The sequence below is a fragment of the Methanomassiliicoccaceae archaeon DOK genome (genome assembly GCA_009911715.1).
Lineage (GTDB): Archaea > Thermoplasmatota > Thermoplasmata > Methanomassiliicoccales > Methanomethylophilaceae > Methanoprimaticola.
The window spans coordinates 1542206-1565399 of record CP047880.1; the positions used below are offsets into that span (position 1 = coordinate 1542206).

Below are 23194 nucleotides of genomic sequence, written 5' to 3' on the forward strand. Positions count from 1 at the left end.
CACCGCGTCAGCGGTGACAGCGTCGGACGGTCGCCGCCCGTCCCGCCTTTGGCGGAGGGCGCGACCGTACGGCGCTCGGGAGCCGCGAAGCGGCGACCGACCCGAGCGTAGCGAGGGTCAGACTTGATAGAGAATACATCAGTTAAAACTATTATTTTGAACTGGTATGTCTGAATATGCGTAATGCAACACCAACTCAGACTGGCTTTCATTTCCAGGATTGTGCTGGTGTTGTTTTGTTTTTTGACTATATCAAAGATGTCGATTCATTGAGAATTGAAGGATCAGAGGAGGACATTGCACTCTTCCTTGATGACGGAAGCAAAATCCTCTCTCAAGCTAAATATTGTGATCTTGACCTTCAATCAAAATACGCGATCCGTGATTTGAAAAAGGCTCTGTCCACCCTGTCTGAATCCGACTCTACCGACTGTCGCAGGTTGATTTATGCCACAAATATTATATTTCCATTGGGTGAAAAATCTGTTATCAATTTTGGTTCACAAGACAGAACCATACACTATTCAGAGTTAACCGAAGATGGAAAAAATTACATCGATGAAATAATTGAAAATAATAAGCTGTCATTAAATCCAGAGAAATTGTCTTTCAGGATAATCAGTTTCTATGGCATAGATTCGCGTTCTCGTTATGAAGTGATGTACCGTAGTTTGAATCGCTTTTTGTCTAAACTTGGCAATAATCGTATTTTTGATGATGAAAAAATCCTATCGTTGATTCTCAGCATTATTGTGAATAATAAAACTGAACGGGACCTATCCGTAACTATAAGCAAGAACGACATAGTTTGGATTGTTGTTGAACAAGTTTTATCGGATATCTGCAGCGAGTTGGATACATTAGATGAAGCAACTCGGTTTGAAGTTGAAAGCATGTATCATGAAATAATTTCAATTCATCAAGAACGTATTGATTTTGCTTCAAGAGTGCATTATGACTTTGCGAAATGGAGACGTGATCTGCCAAGAACTGATGAAACAATACGTCAATTCATAACGCTTCAGTGGAATCAATATGCAGATGAATTTGACAATTGCGGCATAGATCCAGAAATAAAAACAACGCTCATATCGATAATTCTATCCAAAATACTGGGACTTAGATATCTTTTGCCTAAAATCAAGGAGGCATCTGGAATTGTTGATAAAAGAGATACATCTTATTGAAGGTTCTTTTGAAAAACATATTGTTTTTGATAATGGAATTAACCACATATTTAGTGGAAACAATTCATGTGGAAAAACGACTCTGATTCGTTTTATTCTTCATGGCTTGGGCTTCGCCATACCAGATTTAAACCAACTGTCTATGGACCAATGCCATGTAAAGATGATTATAGAGTCTGGAACCCATACCATCCATACGTCACGGAAGGATCAATACATTACAGTAAAGCATGAGAGTGAGTCAAAATCGTACAGACTGCCTCGCCAGTCTAATGAAGTTCTCCAAGAACTATTTCAAACAGATAATGCCGGACTCCTCGAATGTATACTCGGAGCAATGTATATTGATCAAGATAAGGGCTGGTCGTTATTGAATCGTGGAAAAGTTATAGGAAAAAATATATTTGACATTGATAAATTTCTATCCTCATTTACAAATGGTGATGTATACGCCCTTGTTGATAAAAGAAATGCTCTTTCAAATGAATTAAAAAGATACAAAAAATTAATATCGCTTTTTGATAGACAAAGAACTTTAGAGAATTATTCGACAGATGGTGTTGACCTTAGAACCTTGGAGTCATTACAAATTCAACTTAGTTCAGAAAAGTCAATAATGTCGACATTAAAAAAAGAAGAGAATAGACTCAAACACTCTTTGGATGACAATAAGAGATTTCTAGATTTTGTGGATCAGATGAAACTTGTTTTATCGGTTGATAATAAAGAAATTCTCCTAACTCATGATATGATCGTCTCTTGTCCTGACAATTTAAGTTTAATTGATGCTCGTTTAAAAATAATTCAATCCAGGATTGAAACATCAAAACAATTAATATTTAAATTAGAAGAAAAGATTGATTCATATATTAAAGAAAAACAGTCTGAAACTTTAATAGAATCATTTTCAGTGCTGCCAATTTCTAAAATCAACCTAGACCCAATAGAAATCCAATCCTCCATAGAAGTAATGGCCAAATCAGCCTCTGATTTAAACGATGAAATACGTCAAGCGATCAACAGTGATGATGCAATTCATATTTTAGATGAATTTATTATTCGTAATACAAAGACGCTGAAGGTCTACGAATATATAGAAAATAAAACCCCTCATTGTTTCATTAAGGATTTAAAAAAATATTCAGGAACTGATTATAAAAAAATCATCTTTGCGTACAGACTAGCATATAATTCCCTGATAGAAGAGAAAACGGGAATTGTTCTACCTATTATTGTAGATTCTCCAAAAAATGAAGTGGATAATGATAATTTGAATCTGATGATGGATCTTCTCAATAGATTCTACAGACATCACCAAATAATCGTTGCTTCGATAGATGAAATTCCATACTCTGATACTATCATCGAATTGAAAACAGTAAAACGGTTGATTGATGAACCACGCCAAACACATCAAGAAACAATAATATGATACAAGACCTTTAAAAATAAACCCTCAGACATGATAATGTGAAGAAATCACCTGAACAAATCCATTACAATATGTCACGTATCCGTTCAAAAGATACCAAGATAGAAGTAGAACTCAGAAAAGAACTTTGGTCCCGCGGACTTCGTTACCGTAAGAATGTCAACAATGTTCCGGGCAAACCTGACATCGCCTTCATCGGGAAGAAGAAAAAGGTCCAAACAACACTCGATTGACGTTGCCCAGTTCCTTCCTTATCCGTTCCAGCTCCTTCTCCAACGCCTTGCCGTTATCCCTGGTAGACTGGAACTCTGAAACCACTTCCAATCCATTCTCCACATCCCCCATATGGTTCAGCATCCAGTGGACAGCAGTCTTAATCAGTTCCTGATTACTCGAGAACAGATTCGTTGACTCCACCGTTCTGAGGATCCTATCGTTGAGTCCCGTTGGGAAGCTCACCAGAACGCTGATATCCTGACCCTTCGGACTGCCCTCCTTCGACTTCCTGTAGGATTCCGTCTCGGGGAACATCCTCTCCCCCATCCTCTCGATGAAGAACATATCCTTGGCCTGGCGGGAAACGTCCACCGCCTCGATCTCAGTGATGACCGTCGCCGCCTCCCTGACAATGTGCGGAATGTACTGACGAACGGAGTCGATGACAAAATCCGGGCGTGAGGAGTGGGTGTCGCCGGCGTAGTCGTCAATCCTCTCAACGGTGTACTTCGGGAAACGCACCATGACCTGCTTGGTCCTCTTCCCATCGGAATCTGTTACCTTTCCCTTTCCTTCCGCCATTGAAAGTAATACTTTGATTAGTGTTCATAAACAGTTGCTAAGTTTTCACTTACATACTTTTAAATTATGCTTAGTGTTTACTTACATCACAGAGGAGGTAAACATACATGCCTAACATGTCCGATCAGAGCCATGCCATGGTTCCCGTGTGTGCCGTGGCAGCGAAGTTAGCTGCGACCGCCCAAACCGGTTTAGAGGAGGTGATAACAGGCCTCCGTCCGATCGACCGCGAGGCCGAACCCTTTCCGAAGATCCCCTACCACCAGTTCTCCCGTCTGATAGACGTCTGCTGCATCGCCAACATCCTCCGCGAGTTCCCCATGAGCTCCCTCCGCGGGGACGAGATCGACCGCTTCCTCGAGCTCCAGTCCTTCTTCATCCGCCTGGAGTCCCGCTGCCTCGACGAGGCGGGGTTCGAGTGATCCCATGGGCCGCTATCCGTTCCGCGAGTGCGTCAACGAGGTCATGCGCCAGTACACGGGGAACCGTGCCGAATCGACCCTCGAGATCATGGAGAGACGCTACAACCGCATGGAGAAGGACCTGAATCTCCTGAGGTCCGAGGGCAGGATATCCACGACCTCCCCCAAGCACCTGACCGTGGAGGACATCGCGGTCTACCACGAGTTCCTGAGGACCCGCCTTGTGAACGGAGGGCACGTCTGTAACGACTCCATCAAGAAGGACTTCATCGACCTGGACAAACTCTGTTCTTACTACGGGAACGGGTGCATCCATGACTACAAGGCCAGATGCCCGTCGCTGTCCTCCAGGAAGAGCTCCCACCGCCTTCCGGTGATGTCCGAGAAGGACCTCGACCGTATTCTGGAGATCGCCTCCGAGGTCCCCGACAACGACTTCTGGGGGCTTCGCGCGTTCGCCCTCTTCGCGCTCTACGCGGGGGCAGGTCTCCGCACCGTGGAGATGGTTCATGCCAAGGCGGAGAACATCATTATTGAGGACGAATGCGCCACCATATTCCTGGATCACGTGAAGGGCAACGACACCTACGGCGAGCCGAGAACCGTGTTCATAATCCCGAAGTTCGTCCCCGCCATTGAGCGCTACCTCCGCATACGCCGGCAGTACCTGGACCTGTGCGGTGCCGAGTGCGAATACGTGTTCTTCTCCCACAAGCGCTTCGAGATCCTCACCGACAAGTCCATCCGCCAAATCCGCGGGAACGTTGAGAAAGCGTGCGGTATGAGATTCGATGGCCGCATGTGCCGTCGCACCTACGGGCAGTACCTCAAGGACAAGGGGGTCTCCATCGAGAACGTCAGCGTGAACATGGGCCACAGCTCCACCAAGACCACCGAGCGCTACTACGCCCGCCAGAGGTCCGAGAGGGCCATCCGCGAGACCAAGAATTCGTTCATTGACGGAGAGTGACGGATTGGGCCTGTTATCGTTACCGTCTGGATGCGAAAAGGTTTGGTGCACCCCTCTCCACGCCATACATTTCTTATCGAGATTATCGAGTCCCCTCTGCACTGTCCTTTCCGACAACAGTCGGGATACTCTGGAACCCACTGTCGATTTTATCTTGATAGACCAACATGGACCCTGCATGATTGACCTCGAGTTCGTCGGACCGGATGAGGCGGAGACGGTCTCGGAGATCGCATATCCACTGTTCTACGAGGTCTACGGATACGAACCGGAGGATGTGGTCCGGGAGTTCCTGGAAGACAACCAGTCCCCTGATGCGATAAGGAGACATATGTCCGAGGGCATCCGCTACGCCTTCATAATGTACGACGGCGAGCGTGCGGGCTACGTGGCATTCGGTATCGCCGGGGAAAGCATGGTCCTCAGCAAGCTCTATCTGTTCGGGGAGTTCCGCGGAATGGGGATCGGCACCCTGATCCTGCACATGGTCGAGGATCTGGCCCGGTCCGAGGGCATATCCGCCGTCCGGCTTGACGTGAACGTCGAGAACTCCGGCGCACTGCGCCTGTACGAGAGATCGGGGTACGTCGCGAAGGGGAGGATGGGACTCCACAACAGACGCCTCGTCATGGAGAAGCGTCTGGATACGGACCTCTGAGATCATGCAGGCATCGGTGAAGTTTCCGCCGTTTTTTTATGGAGGGAAGGCCTGGCTTGAGCATGGACGGCAGGACTCTGGGCGGCAAGACGGCCATGTTCCTCATCATAGGGCTCTTCATGGTCGTGTTCCTGGCCCTTTTCGGGACCTCGTACGCGGTGGTCGGCGTGACCGTCGCATCGGCCGCCATGATCATGCTGTCCAAGGATCTGTCGGTGAGACCCTTCTCCAACCTGTGCAGCATCATGGTCTTCATGGTCCTGATGGGCGTGGGCGCGTTCCTAGCGTCCCTGGACCCCTACCTGGGCCTCCTGATGAACTTCATCGTTGTGTTCCTGGTGGTCTTCCTGTCCATGCAGGACCTGAAGTCGCCGATGCACTTCCCGATGCTGCTGTTCTACGTGACGATGGTCACGACCCCCATCACCATATCCGAGATGCCGGACCGTCTCCTGGTCCTTGCCGTGAGCGCCGTGTTCATCGTCGGACTGAACGTGGTCATGAACAGGGGGAGCCGCAGCAGGACCAGCCACAACGGGATCGTGGCGATGTGCGAGGAGATACGCAGGTGCTCGGAGGCTGTGCTCCGCGGAGAGTCCCCCGACCACTCCGAGATCGACAGGCTCGCGGCCGACCTGAACCGCAACATGTACGACAGGCTGAAGAGCCACTTCTTCACGACGCCCAACGACCGCACTGTTCTTGACCTGGCGGTGTCCCTGGCTGACCTGGGCCGCGTGGTGTGCAGGGGCGACTGGTCCGAGGACTCCCTGAGGAACCTCGGGTCCGTCCTTGATGCTGTCGTCTCCCACGAGAGAGGAGAGTGCGGCGCATCGGATGTCAGGGGCGCGGTGGAGTCATACCTCGCCTCCAACCCCGGGGCTGCCGGCGGGACCGACCTCATCCTGAGGGACATACACAGGGAGCTGGCCTACCTCGAGTCCGGCGGGGACGACAGCACGTACGGGTCGGAGAGGGGCCGCGACATCGGCACCGTCGTCAAGGCCCTGAGGGAGGAGGCCCGCCGCGACTCCGCCAGATTCACCTTCGCGGTTCGCATGGGCCTCATCTTCGCGATGGTCGCCTTCGCCTGGGAGTACTGGGGCTGGGAGAACGCGCAGGTGCTGCTCTACACAGTCATCGCACTGATAGTGCCCTATGTGGAGGACTCCTGGAAGATGTCCGTCATGCGTTTCAGCGGAACCGTGCTCGGAGTCCTGGTGTTCGCAGTCGCGGTGATCGCCACCGGCGACAACAGCATCGCCCTGACGGCCGTGGGTGTGGTGGCCGCCTACGTCTACGTGCTCCTGGACGACGGACGCTACGACAGGAAGATGTTCCTGTTCACGCTGCTGGTCATGATAGTCTCGTCCCTGACGGCCGACACCCCCGAATCCGGGATGGTCACGGACCGTGTGATGTTCACCGCCGCGGGGATCATGGTGGCCACCATCGCCAACCGCGTCGTCCTCCCGTACAGGGTCAGGGACGAGAACGTGGAGCTCTCCGTGAGGTCGGTACGCATCAGCCTGGAGAGGATCCACAACATACGCGATGCCCTGGATGGCAGAAAGGACCCCGAGGAGGAGGCGGGACTCACGGTGCTCTCGGCCAGCATCTCCCAGAAGATGATGCTCAACGCGGACAGGGAGTCCGACCCCCTCGCCCGCAAGTTCCTGATGAGACAGGACTCCCTGTCCATCCAGTGCTCCTCGCTCTACAAGGCCATCCCCCAGCTGTCCGAGGATGGCAGGAGGGCGGTGGCGGACGTCATGTCGGACGACCCGGACTCGGATACTGCGAGAGGCGTGGCGGAAACCGACGGCCTCGAACCGTTCGACATGGAATGCGTCCGCAGGGCGGAGGCGGTCATGGCCACCTACAGGAAGAACCGCCGTATGATGATGGACATGATTGTCGAAGGCTACCTCAAGGACGGCCCGGTCGCATCCCTCAGGGTCCGACCGTGATAGTTGTAAGTACGGATGATGCGATTCGGGTGCATGAAATTCCTCGTCATCACCGACCTGCACCAGAACGAATCCATGATCGACCGTTTCAACGCGGAGATCGAGAGGAGCGGGGCCGAGTTCGTCGTGTTCCTCGGCGACGTGACCGATTTCGGAACCGGGGAGCAGGCCGCGGAGATCATATCCAAGATCAAGTCCAGGGTCTACGTCATCCCCGGCAACTGCGACCCGCTGGACCTGCCCGAGAAGATCAGGGATGTAGCGGTCGACATGCACGGCAACTCCGCAGCGATGGGCGGATACAGACTGGTCGGCCTCGGGGGCTCCAACATCACCATATTCCACACCGCCTTCGAACTGGAGGAGGATGACCTGTACGAAGGTCTGAGGAAGAACGCTTGCGAGGGCATGATCCTCATGACCCATGCCCCGTCGTTCGGCATCCTCGACGAGATCCCCTCCGGAGCGCATGTGGGAAGTCCCGCGGTCAAGAGGATCGTCGATGAGTTCCATCCCATCCTGGCTCTCTCCGGGCACATCCACGAGGCCATCGGATGCAAAGTCGTCGACGGCACCACATTCGTCAACCCCGGACCGGCGAAGGAGGGATACTGCGCCGTAGTCGACATCTCCGACGGAAAGGTCGAGGTTGAGATGCTCGGCCCGGCATCCGCATGAGAGTTGTCCCGGGGAGATGCCCCGGGTCCCCCACGCTTAACTTTAAATATGGAACCATGATTAGCCTGCTTGATTACAATGGCACTTTGGCAGGGTAAATCCAACAGGAAGCCCACAGGCGGCAGGCTCGTCGCCAACCAGGGCAAGAGGAAGTTCGAGATCGGCAGAGAGAAGCAGTTCACCAGAATCGGTGAGCAGAGCCTCAAGCAGTATCGCGGAGCCGGCGGAAGTGTCAAGGTTGGAATGCTCAGCGCCCAGTACGCCAATGTGGTCGATAAGAAGACCAACACAGTCAAGAAAGTCAAAATCCTGACTGTGAAGTCCAACCCGGCTGACCCCAACTACGTTCAGCGTAACATCATGAACAAAGGGGCGACCATCACTACCGAGATCGGCGACGCCATCGTCACGTCCAGGCCTGGACAGGATGGCGCCATCAATGCTGTTCTGCTTGAGTAATCGAATCCATTAAACCCCTTACCGGCCCCCGTGGGCCCGGTTCTCATATTATCCTCACGAGTTCGTGTTCATCAGCTCGCAGGACTCTCCATGATTCAATCCTGATGGTTCTCACGATACAACTCCGGCAGCATCCCGTCAAGACAGGCGTACTGACGATAGCATACCTCTGCGAGACCCATCATTCTCCGCTCGTTCAGAAGGAGCAGACGAAGCAACAGGTTTCCGTTGTTGCGGCCTATCCAGAATCTCGCGTTGAACAGACTGCCGTATTCCGTAGGGTACACAGAGTAGACGAAGTCCGAGTAGAGGAACTTGCCCTTGCGGGCCATCATGTGACCGCATACCAGCAACGGGTCCCCTGCCTCCTCGATGTCCTTCTCCGTGAAGCCGAATTGGTCCGGCATGACCAGATCTATCCTGAACGGCAAGAAGAAATCGCCGACCGCCTGGTTCGGATAGAGCGTGACGGGACGGAAGGACGGAACATCCTGCGCCATGAAAAAATCGCGGTCGTCCTCGGAGTACGTGATCTCGAAGTTCGCCTCGGGCAGCCAGGCACGGAAGCGTTCGACATCCTGCGGGAACCACCATAGCCACCACACGAGCATGTCCCGTGTCACTCCGTGCATGGGACAAGACACGGAGACCATGAAGGAACCGTCGACAAACTCCCCGACACCGTTCTCGAATCTCAGCTTGGGATCTGTGATGACTCTTCCACGCTCTTCGAACGGGACCATGGTGACCCTGTGATTCCTGAACGATTCGATGACTTCGGGGGGCACCGGCGGGATGTCTCTGACCTTCAGTCTCCTGAGAGTGGCATCCATGGTTCGGATATTGATGCATAGTATAAAATGTACACTTCGGAACACTTGGAGGCGCATCTCAGTTTCCGAGCCGTGAGGCAAAGTCCCCGAACCACAGTCGCCAAGTAATAAATATCGAAGAGCGAATGAGTGGGACATGGCATACGACCCGGACATAGCGATAACCCTCTGGCCCGAGTACTTCGATATCAACCGCACCAGGTCCGAGGGAAGAAGGCTCCCCAAGGAGCTGTGCGTGTCCAACCCCGACCTCGACATCATCGCCAAAGGCGCGATGATTCTCGACCTCGAGTACGAGGTCCGCGAGGACATGTCCTATCCGAAGGCACCCCGCGCCAGGCACGGATGCGTCAAGGTCGAGAGAGGCGTCATGTCCAAGACCGAGCTGCTCCCTAAGATCGGGGAGATCCTCGTGAGCAACCAGAGGAAGTGATCTGTTTTGATGAGTCCTCTGGACTCCAGAGTGATGGATGCCAACGCCGAGGCTCTCGGGGTGTCCGTCACAGAGCTCATGGGCAACGCTGGGAAGGCGGTCGCCGATTTCCTGGACAGGAGATTCCCCGATAGGAGGATCGTGTTCGTCTGCGGACCGGGAAACAACGGCGGTGACGGCTTCGCCGCCGCCTCGCTCATGGATCCCCGCAGGGTGTCAGTGTCACTTCTAAAGAAGCCTTCAGAGATCCACACCGATGCAGCGTGGCACTTCTACTCCGAACTGAGATGCCCCATCGTCGACTACTCCAAGACCGACCTCCGCGAGTACGATGTCGTCGTGGACTGCGCCCTGGGGACGGGAGCGAGAGGAGACGTCAGGGAACCGTACAGGAGCTTCATCGCAGCATCGTCGGATTCCGGCACCGTCGTGTCCGTCGATATCCCGTCCGGGCTCGGAACGGACATGTCCGTCCACCCCGTAGCCACGGTCACATTCCACGACATCAAGGAGGGGATGACGCGCGAGAACAGCGGGGAGATCATCATAGCCGACATAGGCATCCCCGCGGAGGCGGTCGATGCCACCGGACCCGGGGACATGCTCAGATACCCCGTTCCGGGGAAGTGCAGCCACAAGGGACAGAACGGCAGGCTGATAATCGTGGCCGGAGGACCTTACTTCGGAGCCCCGATCATGGCCTCCATGTCCGCCCTCAGGACTGGAGCCGACATAGTCAGACTCTTCACTCCCGAATCCATATTCGATGCCGTTGCGGAGGCCAGTCCCGTACTCATGATCACCAGACTCTCTGGCGATAGGCTGACGACGGATTCCGTGGAACAGCTCCTCTCCGAGTCCGAGAACTACGATGCCGTGCTTATCGGTCCCGGCCTCGGAACGGACGAGGACACAATGGAGGCTGTGAGATCGTTCGTCTCCGCCTGCAAGGTCCCGATGGTGATAGACGCCGACGGCATCACAGCTGTCGTCGGGATGGAATTCCGCGGAAACGTCGTGCTGACCCCGCATCATGAGGAGTTCAGAAGATTGGGCGGGACCTGCTGCCCGAACGAACTGGCGGAGAAGTTGAATGCCGTCGTCCTTCTCAAGGGCGCGACCGACGAGATCTCTGACGGCAGGAGGACGCGGCTGAACCGCTCAGGTACCCCCGCCATGACCGGTGCGGGAACCGGCGATGTCCTCGCAGGGGCAACCGCCGCACTGCTCTCCAAGGGGATGACACCATTCGACTCCGCATGCCTGGCGGCCTACATCTGCGGCAGGGCGGGCGAATACGCCTTCGCGGACAAATCGTACGGACTCATCGCGACCGACGTCATCGATGAGATCCCGCATGTTCTGAGGGACGGCCTGAGATGACAGAGATCCAACCGGTGTACGATATCCCGGCGCTGATCGTGGAGAACTGCCTGGTCATAGGGGACCTGCACATAGGTGTGGAATCTCATCTGAGATCGAAGGGGTTCCACCTGGTGTCTCGCACATCGGACATGCACGAGACGATTCTGGCGGCAGCGGACGACTATGTCACGCGCCTCATCGTCATAGGGGACGTGAAGGACTCTGTGCCTGGGTCGACGAAGCAGGAATACCGCGAGATACCCGACTTCTTCGAGAGCCTCTTCGAGAGATTCGACATGATCGACGTGGTCCGCGGGAACCATGACACCAGCATAGAGGAGTTCCTCCCCGGCAGGGTGAAGATCCGCCCCGCCACTGGTTTGAAGCTCGGGGATGTGGGGTTCATCCACGGCCACACATGGCCATCTGAGGACGTCATGGGCTGCGAGACTCTCGTCATGGCGCACAACCATCCAGCCGTGATGTTCAGGGACGGCGTCGGAAGGCGCACGACGGAACCGTGCTGGTTCAGGGGAAGATTCAGGGAGGGCGCTCAGGACGCCAGATTCCCGAGACTGCCGAAGGGCTTCATCGTGGTCCCTGCGTTCAACCGCATGCTGGGCGGTTCCCCGGTCAATGTCATCGGGGAGGATCTGCTCGGCCCGGTCCTGAACAGCGATCTGGTGGATGTGGATAACGCGCACCTCTACCTCCTCGACGGAATAGACCTCGGCAAGCGTTCCGATCTCATGGTCACCGGAAAGGACTACAGCAGGTACAAGGACACGCCTCAGAGAAGGGCCAAGTACTCCTGACTACCCCCCATCATTTCCACTGGAGATTCGTGTCGTGTTCCATAGGTCCCTGTTGGAGATGCATATCTTCCATGACCGTGCTTTTCTGCTGATTCAGGTATTAAAACCGCCCTGAACCATACATAAACCCTGCAATCCCGACTGTTTCCGTCACTGGATGTGTGGAAACCTCGTAGAAGTGCGACGGATTTCCACTGGAGCGGACGGATGTGAATTTCCTATGGAGAAGAAAGGAAGTGGTTTGTAAAGGGAGGGGAGTCCCCTCCCGTTTTCAACGGTATCAGTTGCGGCTGATGACGTCGTAGATGGAACCGTCGGCGTTCCTGATCTCAGCGGTCAGAGGCATCTGGCCGGGCAGAGCATGGGTAGCGCAGGAGTTGCAGGGGTCGTAAGCCCTGAACGCCATCTCGACCATGTTCAGCAGACCGGGGGAGACCTCGAAGTTGTGGATCAGCGCCTTAGCGACCTTGGCGACATCCATGCAGATGGGACCGTTGTTGTTGGTGGTTCCGACGACCATGTTGCATGCGGTGACGATTCCGTTCTCGTCGCATGTGTAGTCGTGGGTCAGGGTTCCGCGAGGAGCCTCGACGCAACCGACTCCGCGTCCGCCGGCCACGATGTCCTTCTGCTTGATGTCTCCGTTGGTGATGTCGGGGTTCTGAGCGTCCTCGAGACACTTCTCTGCGCAGCAGACCATCTCGATGATCCTTGCCCAGTGGGTAACCAGGGTGTGCTGGCACGGTCCCTCGACACCGGCGTCCTTCAGGATGCCGCGGTACTCCTGCAGAGCGTCGTTGGCCAGGGGCGTGGGCATCTCCTTGCACACGTTGAGCCTGGACAGGGGCGAGGCCCTGTAGAGTCCGCTCTCGGGTCCGTCGACGAGTCCCTTGTATCCGGGGTTCCTCAGGTAGGGGAACTTCTCGTAGGACCAGGGCTCGACAGCCTCGGCGATGTTGTCGAGGTAGTCGTAGGGGTCGTAGAGGTGGGTCTGCTCTCCCTTCTGGTTGACGACCTTGACCTTTCCGTCGTGAATCTCGAACTGGTCCTTGTCGTTGACGAGTCCCATGTGGTAGGTCTCGTGGTAGTACAGGTCGGGGTTCAGAACGATGTCCATGTACTCCTTGTTGTTCAGGACGACGTCCTTGAACACCTGCAGGGAGGTCTTGGAGAACTCGACCATGTCCTGGGCGAACCCGATGATCTGCTGCTGCTCCTCTTTGGAGACTCCCTTGGAGACTCCTCCGGGGACTCCCATCAGGGGGTGGGTGGGCTTTCCACCGATGATGGCCTGGATGTTCTGGGCCTCACGGCGGGTCTTGACGACGGCTCCACCGAGCTCGAGTCCGACGCGTCCGATGACACCGAGGACGTTCCTCTCCGCGGCGGGGGCCGCGGGTCCGCACACGAAGTCGGGCGCAGCCAGGGCGTAGAAGTGCGCGATGTGGCTGTGCACGAAGTGGGCGTTGTAGAACGTGTCCCTGATGAGGTAGGCTGTGTCGGTGGGCTTGGTGTTGTAGCATCCGTCGATCGCCTTGGTGGCGGCCATGTGGTGGGCACCGGGGCACACACCGCAGAGCCTGGCGGTGATCTGGTTGAGCTCTGTTACCTTCCTTCCGATGCAGAACCTCTCGAATCCCCTGAGCTCGGGAACCTGCCAGTAGGCGTTCTGGACGTCTCCCTTGTCGTCCAGGAAGATCTCGATCTTCCCGTGTCCCTCGAGACGGGTGATAGGGTCAACGGTCACACGGTTTCCGGTGACTTTCTGCTTGTCATCCCAAATGATAGGTGCTGTCATTTCACTGACCTCCTTCCTTGACTGCTCTCTTGATGAGAGACTTTCCGAGTGTGTAGGCGTAGAAGTACCCGAGCGGGTCCTTGATGGTGCTCATGATCTTGATGATCTCGTCCTCGCCGCAGGTCGGGTCCTCGTCGAGGACGGGGAACAGCGAAGCGACGGCGGTGAACATACTGGCACCCTGCTCCTGCACATCGGGGGACGGGCCGTAGCATCCACGGCAGGGCTGTCCTGCCCTGGTGCACCTGGCACCGCATCCGCCCATGGTGGCGGGTCCGAGACAGAGGATTCCCTGGTCCATCAGGCAGACGCCCTCTTTGATGTCGACCTCGTGGGGCTCCTTGATCTCGGTGATCCTGGCGTTCTCCTTCTTCCTGGGGCACTCCTCGCACAGGGTCTTGGTGGTGATTCCGATCTCGGTTCCCTTGGGCGGGAGGGGCACTCCGTTGTAGGCGAAGTCCTCGACGGCCTTCAGCAGCTGGCTGATGGACTCGGGGAGGGGCGGGCATCCGGGGATGGAGTAGTCAACATCGATGACCTGGTCGAGCGTCTTGACGGTGTCGTACAGGGTCGGGATGGTGAGCTCTCCCTCGGGGGCCTGGTAGGATGTCTGGGGGATCACGGGTGCGTCCTTGTGGTAGTCCGCCTGGAAGTTGGCTGAGGAGGGGGTCTTGGTGTAGACGTAGTCCAGGATCTCCTCGGCTCCTCCGGGGACCAGGTTGGCCAGGGCGGGGCTTCCACCGAACATGGCGCAGGTTCCGTAGGCGACGACGATCTTGGACTTCTGCCTCAGCAGCTTGGCCATGTGCTCGTTCTCGGAGTTCCTGATGGCTCCGTTGATGAGCGAGACGGTGATCTCTCCGTCCTCCATGGCGGCGATGTCCTTCTCCTTTCCATCGGCGGCGACGGGCCACATGACGATGTCGGCCATGTCGCCGATGGTCAGCAGCCTCTCGTGGGTGTCCAGCAGGGACACGTCGCATCCACCGCAGGCGGCGGTCCAGTAGACCGCCAGCTTGATCTTTCCGCCGGCGGGTGCTCCGGGCAGGAGGGGTCCGAGGTCGGCAGCGGGCAGGATGGCGTCCTTGGGGACGCTGGCATCCTCGGCTGTGGCCACGGGCGGGACGATGAAGTCGTAGGGGCCGGGGTTGGCTCCGTCGGACTTGGGCGCGGCCGCCTTGGGGGCCTCGGTCTTGGCGGGTGCGGGCTCTACCTTGAAGGAAGCGGAGGTCGAGGTGGGCTCGGCCTTCGGCTTCGCGGCAGGCTCTTCCTTTTTCTCTTCCTTCTTCTTGAACAGCTTGTCAAAGAATCCCATCAGTTCGCCTCCTTCTTGAGGGGTGTGGGTCCGAGGGCCTTGATGGTGTCCACGAACTCGACGATTGTTTTCTGGAACTTCTCTCCCTCAGACGCGGAGACCCACTCGAGCTTGAGCCTCTTGGGGTCAAATCCGTACTGCTCCAGGACCATCCTCAGGAGCGCGATCCTCCTCCTGGCCCTGTAGTTTCCACCGATGTAGTGGCAGTCTGCGGGGTGGCATCCGAGAACCATGACTCCGTCTGCACCTTTGGCGAAGGCCCTGAGGACGAACTCGGGGTCGACACGTGCAGAGCACATGGTCCTGATGATACGGAAGTTGGTGGGCATCTGAAGCCTGGCAACTCCGGCTCCGTCTGCACCGGCATAGGAGCACCAGTTGCAGCAGAACGTAACGATTCTGGGTTCGAAATCTGCCATTTTGAATCACTCTCCTCCGACGGGGTAGTCGAGGCATGCGTCGATCTCTGCGATGATCTGCTTGTTCCTGAAGCCTCTCTGCTCCATGGCACTGGCAGGACAGGACGCGACACAGCATCCGCATCCCTTGCACAGACCGGGGTTGACGTTGCTCTTGAATCCTCCGTTGGGCTGCTCCACCAGGGTGATGGCGTTGTAGTCGCAGCATCCGACGCAGACTCCGCATCCGTCACAGCGGTCGGGGTTGGCGACGGCGGTGATACCCTCGGAGATCAGCTTGTCCTTGGAGATGACGGTCAGCATCCTGGAGGCGGCTCCGGAGGCCTGGGCGATGCACTCGTCCATGAACTTGGGCCAGTGGGCTGTTCCGGCGACGTAGACTCCCTCGGTTGCGAAGTCGACGGGCCTCAGCTTCTGGTGGGCCTCGAAGTAGAATCCGTCCTTGGAGATGGGGACCTTGACCATCTTGGCGAGGTTCTCCTTGTTCTCTCTGTCGGGGGCGATTCCGGCGGCCAGGATGACTGTGTCGACGGGAATCTCGACCTCGGCTCCGAGAGTGGCATCGTAGGCCTTGACGACGTTTCCGTCGTAGGCGGGCAGCTCGTCGTCGACGGGGTACCTCAGGAACTTGACTCCCAGCTGGCAGGCCCTGTAGTAGAGCTCCTCGCGGAAGGCGTAGGTCCTGATGTCCTTGTGGATGACAGTGACGTTGGCCATCGGGTTCTTCATCTTGATCTGGATGGCCTCGCGCAGGGAAGCTGCGCAGCAGACACGGCTGCAGTAGGCGACGTCCTTGGACCTGGATCCGACACACTGGATGAACGCGACGTCCTGTCCGTTGAAGGATCCGTCCTCGATCTTCTTCTCCGCGACGGTCTGGGTCATGACCTTGGGGTCCTTTCCGTTGTTGTACTCGGTGGGCTCGTAGGGGGTCGCACCGACGGCGAACAGGACGACACCGACGGGGTACTCTGCACCGTCGGAGAGCTGGAGCTTGAAGTTACCGACGTATCCGGGGATGTCCTTGACGGTGACACCCTTGTGGACGGTGATCAGCTTGTTGCTCTCGACTTTCTGGATGGTCTCGGTGAGGAAGTCCTGAACGGCGACTCCGTCCTCCTTGTGGCGGAAGTTGCGGGCGAATCCTCCGAGCTCGTTCTCCCTCTCGACGAGGTGGACGGGGTATCCCTGGGCAGCGATGTCCAGAGCGGCGGTCATTCCGGTGATTCCTCCACCGATGACGGCGGCGGCGTTGGTGACGGGGATCTCGGCACCGACCAGAGGCTCGAGCAGGCAGGCCTTGGCGATTGCCATCCTCAGCAGGTCCTTGGCCTTGTTGGTGGCGGCCTCGTGCTCGTGCATGTGGATCCAGGAGCACTGGTCACGGATGTTGGCCATGTTGCAGAGGTATTTGTTCAGACCTCCGTTCCTGCAGGCCTCCCTGAAGAGAGGCTCGTGTGTCCTGGGTGTGCAGGACGCGACGACGACCCTGTTCAGGTCGTGCTCTTTGATGGCGTTGGAGATGGACTCGAGACAGTCCTGAGCGCAGGCGTACTGGGACTCGCTGGCCATGACGACATGGGGCAGGGTCTTGGCGTACTCGGTGACTGCGGGGACGTCGACCACGGATCCGATGTTGATTCCGCAGTGGCAGACCCATACTCCGACACGGGGCTCCTTGCCCTCGACATCCTTCTCGGGGGGATAGATCTTGGGGGCGCAGGGCTCGAAGTTCTCGTCGACGATGTAGGCACCGGCCTTGGCGGAAGCTCCGCAGGCCTCGGCGACGGATGTGGGGATGTCCTTGGGTGCGGCGAAGGCACCGGTGACGAAGACTCCCTTCCTTGTGGTCTCGAGCGGGTGGTAGACGGTGGTCTTGCAGAACCCGTACTCGTTGAGCTCGATTCCGAGCATGTCGGCGAACTCCTGGGCTCCCTCGGGGGGCACGAGTCCGACGGACAGGACGACCATGTCGAACTCCTCGGAGACTCCGTTGTTCTCGTCGTCGGTGTAGCTGATGGTCAGCTTCTTGGTCACGGGGTCCTCCTCGACGTTGGACACGCGGGCTCCCCTGTGCATCTTGATTCCGTACTCGTTCTCACCGCGGTGGATGTAGGCCTCGAACTCCTTTCCGTAGGACCTGATGTCCATGAAGAAGATGTCCTCCTGGAGGTCTCCGTGCTCCTTGGTGATCATGGCCTGCTTGGTCGCGTACATGCAGCACACGGAAGAGCAGTATTTCTTCCAGCCCTTCTTCTCGGACCTGGATCCGCAGCACTGGATGTAGGCGATCTTCTTGGGGTCCTCTCCGCTGGAGGGCACGACGATGTGTCCCCTGTGAGGTCCGGAAGCGCACATGATCCTCTCGTACTCGATGGCGGTGACGACGTTCTGGAACCTTCCGTAGCCGTACTCGCTGGCGTTGGCGGCGTTCCAGACGGCGAATCCGGGAGCGGCGATGATGGATCCGACCTCGAGGGTGATGAGCTCGTCCTTGTCATCGTAGTGGATGGCACCCTTTCCGCAGTTCTTGGCGCAGAGTCCGCACTTGCCCTTCTTGATCATGTTGCAGTAGTCCTTGTCGATGATGGCGACACGAGGGACAGCCTGCGCATGGGGGATGTAGATGGCCTTCCTGTTGGTGAGGCCGAACTCGTACTTGTCGGGAATGTTCTTGACGGGACACTTGGCGAGACAGTCGCCGCATCCTGTACACTCCTTGGGGTTGACGTACCTGGCCTTCTTGAGGACGGTGACCTTGAAGTCCCCGGCCTCTCCCTCGACCTTCTGAACCTCGTGGTAGGTCAGAACGTCGATGTTGGGGTGTCCGGCACAGTCCGCCATTTTGGGCGAGAGAATACATGCGGAACAGTCGTTCGTCGGGAAGGTCTTGTCCAGACGGCACATCACTCCTCCGATGGTGGGGTCCTTCTCCACCAGGTAGACATGAATGCCCCTGTCTGCAAGATCCAACGAAGCCTGGATTCCTGCGATTCCTCCACCAATAACCAATGCAGATTTTGTCAAATCATTGCCTCCGTATACCAATTGGTGAATTGGAATAGTTGAGGAGATGGAGACTGATATAATAATGGCTTCTAAGGAATCATTATATATTCATGAATCATTTGATAACGCGTTTCCATTCTCGTGATTTTTATAACTACCTAAATCCTTTAGTTGCCACTAAAACCACAATAGCCAGACATCACGGAAATAATCGAAATTTGTATTATCCTAAGATATAATGCAACATATGATTTTGTATCAATTCAGAAGTTCCTTCGTAACATTACGAAGGATTTTTTGAGGGGAACCATAGATACGAACGATTTTATATCGGGGACGGCGAGGAAATCGATTTTTGGAATGCTGGCTCATACCTGTCGGCTGGATATCCATCCATCCATCACGGATTCCGTGGAAACATCATCGTTTTCCGAATAAAGTTCCGTTTATCCTGGTCGGAGGCGAGCCTGTCCGAACGAATACCCGAAAAGTTTCGCAAGGCTACATTTTTAGGTTTTCCTAATATTCTGGGTCATTCCCTCGGGAAACGGTTAAATCCGTTGCCCCTCTCGCACCGGGCATGGTCGTCAAGTCGGAACGCGGCAGGAGGCGCTACATCTTCTTCGAGGTGCCCCAGCCCGTGCGCCGCGACGACGTCTCGCAGGCACTCGACGGGATCGGGAGCGTGAAGGTCATCACATGCTCGGAGGGCAGAGCCGTCGTCAGATGCTCGCCGGACGACCGCGAGCCAGTGACCCAGAGGATGACGGAGACCTTCGAGGGATGCAGGTCTGTCAGGACGTCTGGCACACTCCGCGGGCTGCGTGACAGGTACCCCCCGCTGAGGGTCCCCCAGAAGCGTCGCAGATGAGCCGCACGGCATCCGAAACTCGGTTGCCAACTACTATATACCGCCCGCTTTATTCAGTCGCGGTAAGTATAAGGAGCAGGCATTATGCAACCCGGACAGATGGCTTATGACAGGGGCAGCACAGTTTTCTCCCCTGACGGAAGATTGTTCCAAGTTGAGTACGCCCGTGAGGCCGTGAAGAAAGGATCCACGACCATCGGGCTGAAGTACAAGGACGGGGTGGCCCTTATCGTGGACAGGAGGTCCTCCAGCAAGCTGCTGGAACCCAGGTCCACCGAGAAGATCCACGAGATCGACGACTACATCGGGTGCGCTACATCCGGACTCGTCGCCGACGCAAGGATCCTGGTCGACGAGGCCAGGAAGAACGCGCAGGTCCACAGGGTCAACTACGGGGAGAACATCTCCGTGGAGATGCTTGTCAAGAAGGTCTGCGACTACAAGCAGAACTTCACCCAGTACGGCGGCGTCCGTCCCTTCGGAACGGCGCTCCTCGTCGCCGGAACCGACGACCTCGGGGCCCACCTCTTCGAGACCGACCCCTCCGGAGCCCTCGTCGCATACAAGGCGACCGGCATCGGGAACGGCCGCCCGGCCGTCATGGAGGTCTTCGAGAAGGAGTTCCAGGACGACATGTCCTTCGAGAACGCCATGGCCCTCGGACTGAAGGCCATGGAGGCCGCGATCGAGGACAAGCCGAAGGCCGAGTCCATCGAGATCGGCGTTGCCGAGATCGGCAAGAAGTTCAGGAGACTCTCCGAGGAGGAGATCTCCGCCCTCATCGAGAAGATGTGAGGCTGGGACGATGGTAGACCTCGACGACGCGATAGTGGCGAGACTGGAGACCCACGGCGAGACCTTCGAGATCCTGCTCGACCCGAAGGTGTTCGACCTCGTCAAGCAGGGCAAGAAGTTCGACATAGTCGACTACATGGCCGTGGAGGACGTCTTCAAGAACGCCAGCAAGGGGACAAGGCCGCCCGAGGACAAGATCAAGGAGGCCTTCGGGACCGAGGACATCGCGGAGATCGCCGCGAAGATCGTCGAGAAGGGCGAGATACAGATCACGGCCGAGCAGCGCAAGGAGATGCTCGAGGCGAAGAAGAACCAGGTGATCGCGTACATCGCCGCCAACGCCATCAACCCGCAGACGCACACCCCCCACCCCCCTCTCAGGATCGAACTGGCCCTGGAGGAGGCGAAGTTCCATGTGGACCCCTTCAAGCCGCTGGAGAAGGAGATCGACGAGGCGATGAAGCTGCTCCGCCCCCTGATACCGATCAGGTTCGAAAAGAGCCGCATCGCCATCAAGCTCAACGGCGCGGACTACGGCCGTTGCTACGACGACATCATCCACTACGGCATCGTGGACAGGGAGGAGTGGACGCCCGACGGATCCTGGATCGGCCTCATGGAGATCCCCGCGGGACTCATCACCGAGATAACGGAGAAGCTGAAGCATAAGACCAAGGGCTCGGCGTCCGTGAAGCTCGTGAGCTGAATTGTAACATTGGAAGTAAGTGATTGAAATGGAAAGAAGAAACGCCAGACAGACGCGCGAGATCGTCGTGCCAGGCGATGTGCTCGACGGGACCGGAATGAAACCCGGCGAGAACGCCTACGTGCAGGACGGAAAGGTTCGCGCGAGCGTGATGGGCGTCCGCAACGTGTTCCAGAACACCGTGGGCGTCATCCCCCTGAGGGGCTGCTACATGCCCACCTCCGGGGACACTGTCATCGGAGTCATCGTGGACATCGGACCGTCCAACTGGCTCGTGGACATCGGCGCGCCCTACCCCGCGCCCCTGCATGTGAACGAGGTCCCCTGGAAGGTCGAGTTCGGGGACACGTCCCGCTACCTCAGCATGGGCAACGTGGTCCTCCTGAAGGTCCTGTCCGTGGACGAGAGCAAGAAGATCCAGGTGACCATGAAGGACTCCGGACTCAGGAGGATCCAGGGCGGAAGGCTCGTCAAGATCCCCCACTCCAAGGTGTCCAGGGTCATCGGCAAGAGCGGATCCATGATCTCGATGCTGAAGAACATGACCGACTGCCGCATCACCGTGGGACAGAACGGCATGATCTGGGTCGACGGAGACGACGAGAACGCCGAGGTGGCCGTGCAGGCCATCAAGATGATCGAGGCCCAGGCCCAGGCCGGAAACCTCACAGACAGGGTCAAAGAGTTTATCGAGAGCAAGCTCCCCCAGAGCGAAGAAGAAGAGTATGATGAGGGGGAGGAGTGACAATGAGCGGACATACTGACATGGTATTGGTAGATGAGAACGGCATGCGCATCGACGGCAGGACCGAAGAGCAGCACAGGCCGATCAAGATCGAGGCCGGAGTCCTGAACAACGCAGACGGCTCCGCATACGTTGAGATTGGTAAGAACAAGGTCCTCGCCGCGGTCTACGGACCCAGGGAGTGCCACCCCAGGCACCTGCAGAACCCTCAGAAGGCGATCGTGCAGTGCAAGTACAACATGCAGGCGTTCTCCGTCAGCGACAGGAAGAGGCCCGGACCCGACAGGAGGTCCATCGAGATCTCCAAGATCATCTCCGAGGCCCTCGAGAAGGTCGTCCTCACGGAGCTCTACCCCCGCGCGTCCATCGACGTGTACATCGAGATCCTCCAGGCCAACGCCGGGACAAGGTGCGCCGGTCTGACCGCCGCATCCGTCGCTCTCGCCGACGCGGGCATCCCCATGAGGGACATCGTCCCCGCCATCGCCGCCGGCAAAGCCGACGGCCACGTCCTGCTGGACCTCAACAAGGAGGAGGACAACTACGGACAGGCGGACGTGCCCATCGCCATCATCCCCTCCACGGACGAGATCGTCCTGCTCCAGATGGACGGGAACATGACCCGCGAGGAGTTCGATCACGCGATCGAGCTCGCCGTCAACGCCTGCCACGAGGTCCACGACCTCCAGGTCGACGCCCTCAAGAGGCGCTACTCCAAACCCGCACAGGAGGGATCCGAATGAGCAACGAGATGATGTCCGAGATCAAGCGCGATCACATCATGAACCTGCTGGCCGAGGGCAAGAGGCAGGACGGACGCGGAGTCACCGACATCAGGAAGATCCAGGTCGAGACGAACTGCATCGAGAGCGCCGACGGATCCGCCAGGGTCAAGCTCGGCAGGACCGAGGTCATCGCGGGAGTCAAGATCATCCCCGGAACGCCCTTCGGAGACACCCCCAACATCGGTGTCCTGACCACCGGCGCCGAGCTGATCCCCATGGCCCACCCCACCTTCGAGTCCGGTCCACCCGGAGAGGACGCCATCGAGCTGGCGAGGGTCGTCGACCGCGGAATCCGCGAGTCCGGCATGGTTGACGTCGAGAAGCTGTGCATCGTTCCCGGCGAGGAGGTCTGGATGTGCTTCGTGGACATCTACGCCCTCGACTACGACGGCAACCTGTTCGACGCCGCCAACCTCGCCGCCGTATGCGCGCTGAAGTCCGCGATCATCCCCGGAGAGCAGTACGGCAAGGGCGAGAACACACCCCTGCCCATCACGTGCACCCCCATATCGGTAACAGAGGTCAAAGTCGGAAACACTTTAATAGTAGACCCCGACTACGACGAAGAGCAGATTTCATCCGCACGTCTGACTGTCACAACTGACGACGTCGGCAACTTCAGGGCAATGCAGAAGGGAGGCTGCGGTTCCATCACACTCGACGAACTGAGCCTCTGCCTGGACAGGGCCGTGGAGATCGGTGCGGAGATCAGAAAAATCATCGGGTGATTT

Annotated in this window: 24 protein-coding genes; 18 read left to right on the top strand and 6 right to left on the bottom strand. The window is 56.7% G+C overall.

Annotated features, from left to right (window positions below; genetic code table 11):
- Positions 1 to 176: 176 nt before the first annotated feature.
- From JS82_07695 to JS82_07705, 3 genes are read left to right on the top strand one after another with little or no spacing between them, the layout of a single operon-like run.
- Entirely contained in the window at positions 177 to 1187 is a 1011-nt protein-coding gene (locus JS82_07695) for a hypothetical protein (GenBank protein ID QHK17994.1), read from the top strand.
- Complete coding sequence (locus JS82_07700; protein ID QHK17995.1) at positions 1159 to 2619, top strand: hypothetical protein; 1461 nt, start codon at positions 1159 to 1161, stop codon at positions 2617 to 2619. The genes JS82_07695 and JS82_07700 overlap by 29 nt, the downstream gene beginning before the upstream one ends.
- 38 nt (positions 2620 to 2657) lie before the next feature.
- The gene (locus JS82_07705) at positions 2658 to 2852 is read left to right on the top strand and encodes a hypothetical protein (GenBank protein QHK17996.1); all 195 of its coding nucleotides are present in this window, start codon (positions 2658 to 2660) and stop codon (positions 2850 to 2852) included.
- On the opposite strand, the gene JS82_07710 is transcribed toward JS82_07705, so the two are convergent.
- The gene (locus JS82_07710; GenBank protein ID QHK17997.1) at positions 2812 to 3417 is read right to left on the bottom strand and encodes a hypothetical protein; all 606 of its coding nucleotides are present in this window, start codon (positions 3415 to 3417) and stop codon (positions 2812 to 2814) included. The genes JS82_07705 and JS82_07710 overlap by 41 nt on opposite strands.
- Before the next feature lie 200 nt (positions 3418 to 3617).
- Here JS82_07710 and JS82_07715 point away from each other — a divergent pair, with 200 nt between their 5' ends.
- The 6 genes from JS82_07715 (at position 3618) to JS82_07740 (ending at position 8574) form a co-directional block, all read left to right on the top strand.
- On the top strand, positions 3618 to 3839 hold the full coding sequence (locus JS82_07715; GenBank protein QHK17998.1) for a hypothetical protein: 222 nt from the start codon (positions 3618 to 3620) through the stop codon (positions 3837 to 3839).
- Between the two features lie 4 nt (positions 3840 to 3843).
- Positions 3844 to 4809: a tyrosine-type recombinase/integrase gene (locus JS82_07720; protein QHK17999.1), complete on the top strand. Its 966-nt coding sequence runs from the start codon at positions 3844 to 3846 to the stop codon at positions 4807 to 4809.
- Positions 4810 to 4987: 178 nt separating this feature from the next.
- Positions 4988 to 5467, top strand: coding sequence for a GNAT family N-acetyltransferase (locus JS82_07725; protein QHK18000.1), 480 nt, complete (start codon positions 4988 to 4990; stop codon positions 5465 to 5467).
- A gap of 62 nt (positions 5468 to 5529) precedes the next feature.
- On the top strand, positions 5530 to 7437 hold the full coding sequence (locus JS82_07730; protein ID QHK18001.1) for a hypothetical protein: 1908 nt from the start codon (positions 5530 to 5532) through the stop codon (positions 7435 to 7437).
- Positions 7438 to 7470: 33 nt separating this feature from the next.
- On the top strand, positions 7471 to 8115 hold the full coding sequence (locus JS82_07735; GenBank protein QHK18002.1) for a phosphoesterase: 645 nt from the start codon (positions 7471 to 7473) through the stop codon (positions 8113 to 8115).
- A 78-nt stretch (positions 8116 to 8193) separates the two neighbouring features.
- On the top strand, positions 8194 to 8574 hold the full coding sequence (locus tag JS82_07740; GenBank protein QHK18003.1) for a 30S ribosomal protein S8e: 381 nt from the start codon (positions 8194 to 8196) through the stop codon (positions 8572 to 8574).
- A gap of 95 nt (positions 8575 to 8669) precedes the next feature.
- Here JS82_07740 and JS82_07745 read toward each other — a convergent pair whose 3' ends face one another.
- The gene (locus JS82_07745) at positions 8670 to 9407 is read right to left on the bottom strand and encodes a hypothetical protein (protein QHK18004.1); all 738 of its coding nucleotides are present in this window, start codon (positions 9405 to 9407) and stop codon (positions 8670 to 8672) included.
- Between the two features lie 136 nt (positions 9408 to 9543).
- Between JS82_07745 and JS82_07750 the strand changes: the two genes are divergently transcribed.
- Genes JS82_07750 through JS82_07760 form a run of 3 tightly spaced genes read left to right on the top strand, consistent with a single transcriptional unit; the run spans position 9544 to position 12020 of the window.
- Complete coding sequence (locus tag JS82_07750; protein QHK18005.1) at positions 9544 to 9840, top strand: signal recognition particle protein Srp19; 297 nt, start codon at positions 9544 to 9546, stop codon at positions 9838 to 9840.
- A gap of 6 nt (positions 9841 to 9846) precedes the next feature.
- Positions 9847 to 11223, top strand: a complete 1377-nt coding sequence (locus JS82_07755) for an NAD(P)H-hydrate dehydratase (protein ID QHK18006.1) — start codon at positions 9847 to 9849, stop codon at positions 11221 to 11223.
- A complete protein-coding gene (locus JS82_07760) occupies positions 11220 to 12020 on the top strand; it encodes a phosphoesterase (GenBank protein ID QHK18007.1) in 801 nt (266 codons plus the stop codon). The genes JS82_07755 and JS82_07760 overlap by 4 nt, the downstream gene beginning before the upstream one ends.
- 280 nt (positions 12021 to 12300) lie before the next feature.
- Here the strand turns inward: JS82_07760 and JS82_07765 are convergent, their stop codons facing one another.
- The 4 genes from JS82_07765 to JS82_07780 are packed head-to-tail and all read right to left on the bottom strand — an operon-like array spanning position 12301 to position 18564.
- Positions 12301 to 13818 (bottom strand): Ni/Fe hydrogenase subunit alpha, encoded by a 1518-nt coding sequence (locus tag JS82_07765; protein QHK18008.1) that lies wholly within the window; start codon positions 13816 to 13818, stop codon positions 12301 to 12303.
- Position 13819: 1 nt separating this feature from the next.
- A complete protein-coding gene (locus JS82_07770) occupies positions 13820 to 15133 on the bottom strand; it encodes an oxidoreductase (protein ID QHK18009.1) in 1314 nt (437 codons plus the stop codon).
- Positions 15133 to 15552, bottom strand: coding sequence for a hydrogenase iron-sulfur subunit (locus JS82_07775; GenBank protein QHK18010.1), 420 nt, complete (start codon positions 15550 to 15552; stop codon positions 15133 to 15135). Before JS82_07775 ends, JS82_07770 begins: the two co-directional genes overlap by 1 nt.
- A gap of 6 nt (positions 15553 to 15558) precedes the next feature.
- Complete coding sequence (locus JS82_07780; protein QHK18011.1) at positions 15559 to 18564, bottom strand: FAD-dependent oxidoreductase; 3006 nt, start codon at positions 18562 to 18564, stop codon at positions 15559 to 15561.
- 577 nt (positions 18565 to 19141) lie between these two features.
- Here JS82_07780 and JS82_07785 point away from each other — a divergent pair.
- From JS82_07785 to JS82_07810, 6 genes are all read left to right on the top strand, one after another.
- Entirely contained in the window at positions 19142 to 19432 is a 291-nt protein-coding gene (locus JS82_07785; protein ID QHK18012.1) for a hypothetical protein, read from the top strand.
- Positions 19433 to 19516: 84 nt separating this feature from the next.
- Positions 19517 to 20227, top strand: coding sequence for an archaeal proteasome endopeptidase complex subunit alpha (gene psmA, locus JS82_07790; GenBank protein QHK18013.1), 711 nt, complete (start codon positions 19517 to 19519; stop codon positions 20225 to 20227).
- Positions 20228 to 20237: 10 nt separating this feature from the next.
- Entirely contained in the window at positions 20238 to 20933 is a 696-nt protein-coding gene (locus tag JS82_07795) for a ribosome assembly factor SBDS (GenBank protein ID QHK18014.1), read from the top strand.
- 28 nt (positions 20934 to 20961) lie between these two features.
- Positions 20962 to 21678, top strand: a complete 717-nt coding sequence (locus JS82_07800) for a S1 RNA-binding domain-containing protein (GenBank protein ID QHK18015.1) — start codon at positions 20962 to 20964, stop codon at positions 21676 to 21678.
- 2 nt (positions 21679 to 21680) lie between these two features.
- Complete coding sequence (locus tag JS82_07805) at positions 21681 to 22421, top strand: exosome complex exonuclease Rrp41 (GenBank protein ID QHK18016.1); 741 nt, start codon at positions 21681 to 21683, stop codon at positions 22419 to 22421.
- 8 nt (positions 22422 to 22429) lie between these two features.
- Positions 22430 to 23191, top strand: a complete 762-nt coding sequence (locus JS82_07810) for an exosome complex protein Rrp42 (protein ID QHK18432.1) — start codon at positions 22430 to 22432, stop codon at positions 23189 to 23191.
- Positions 23192 to 23194 lie beyond the last annotated feature (3 nt).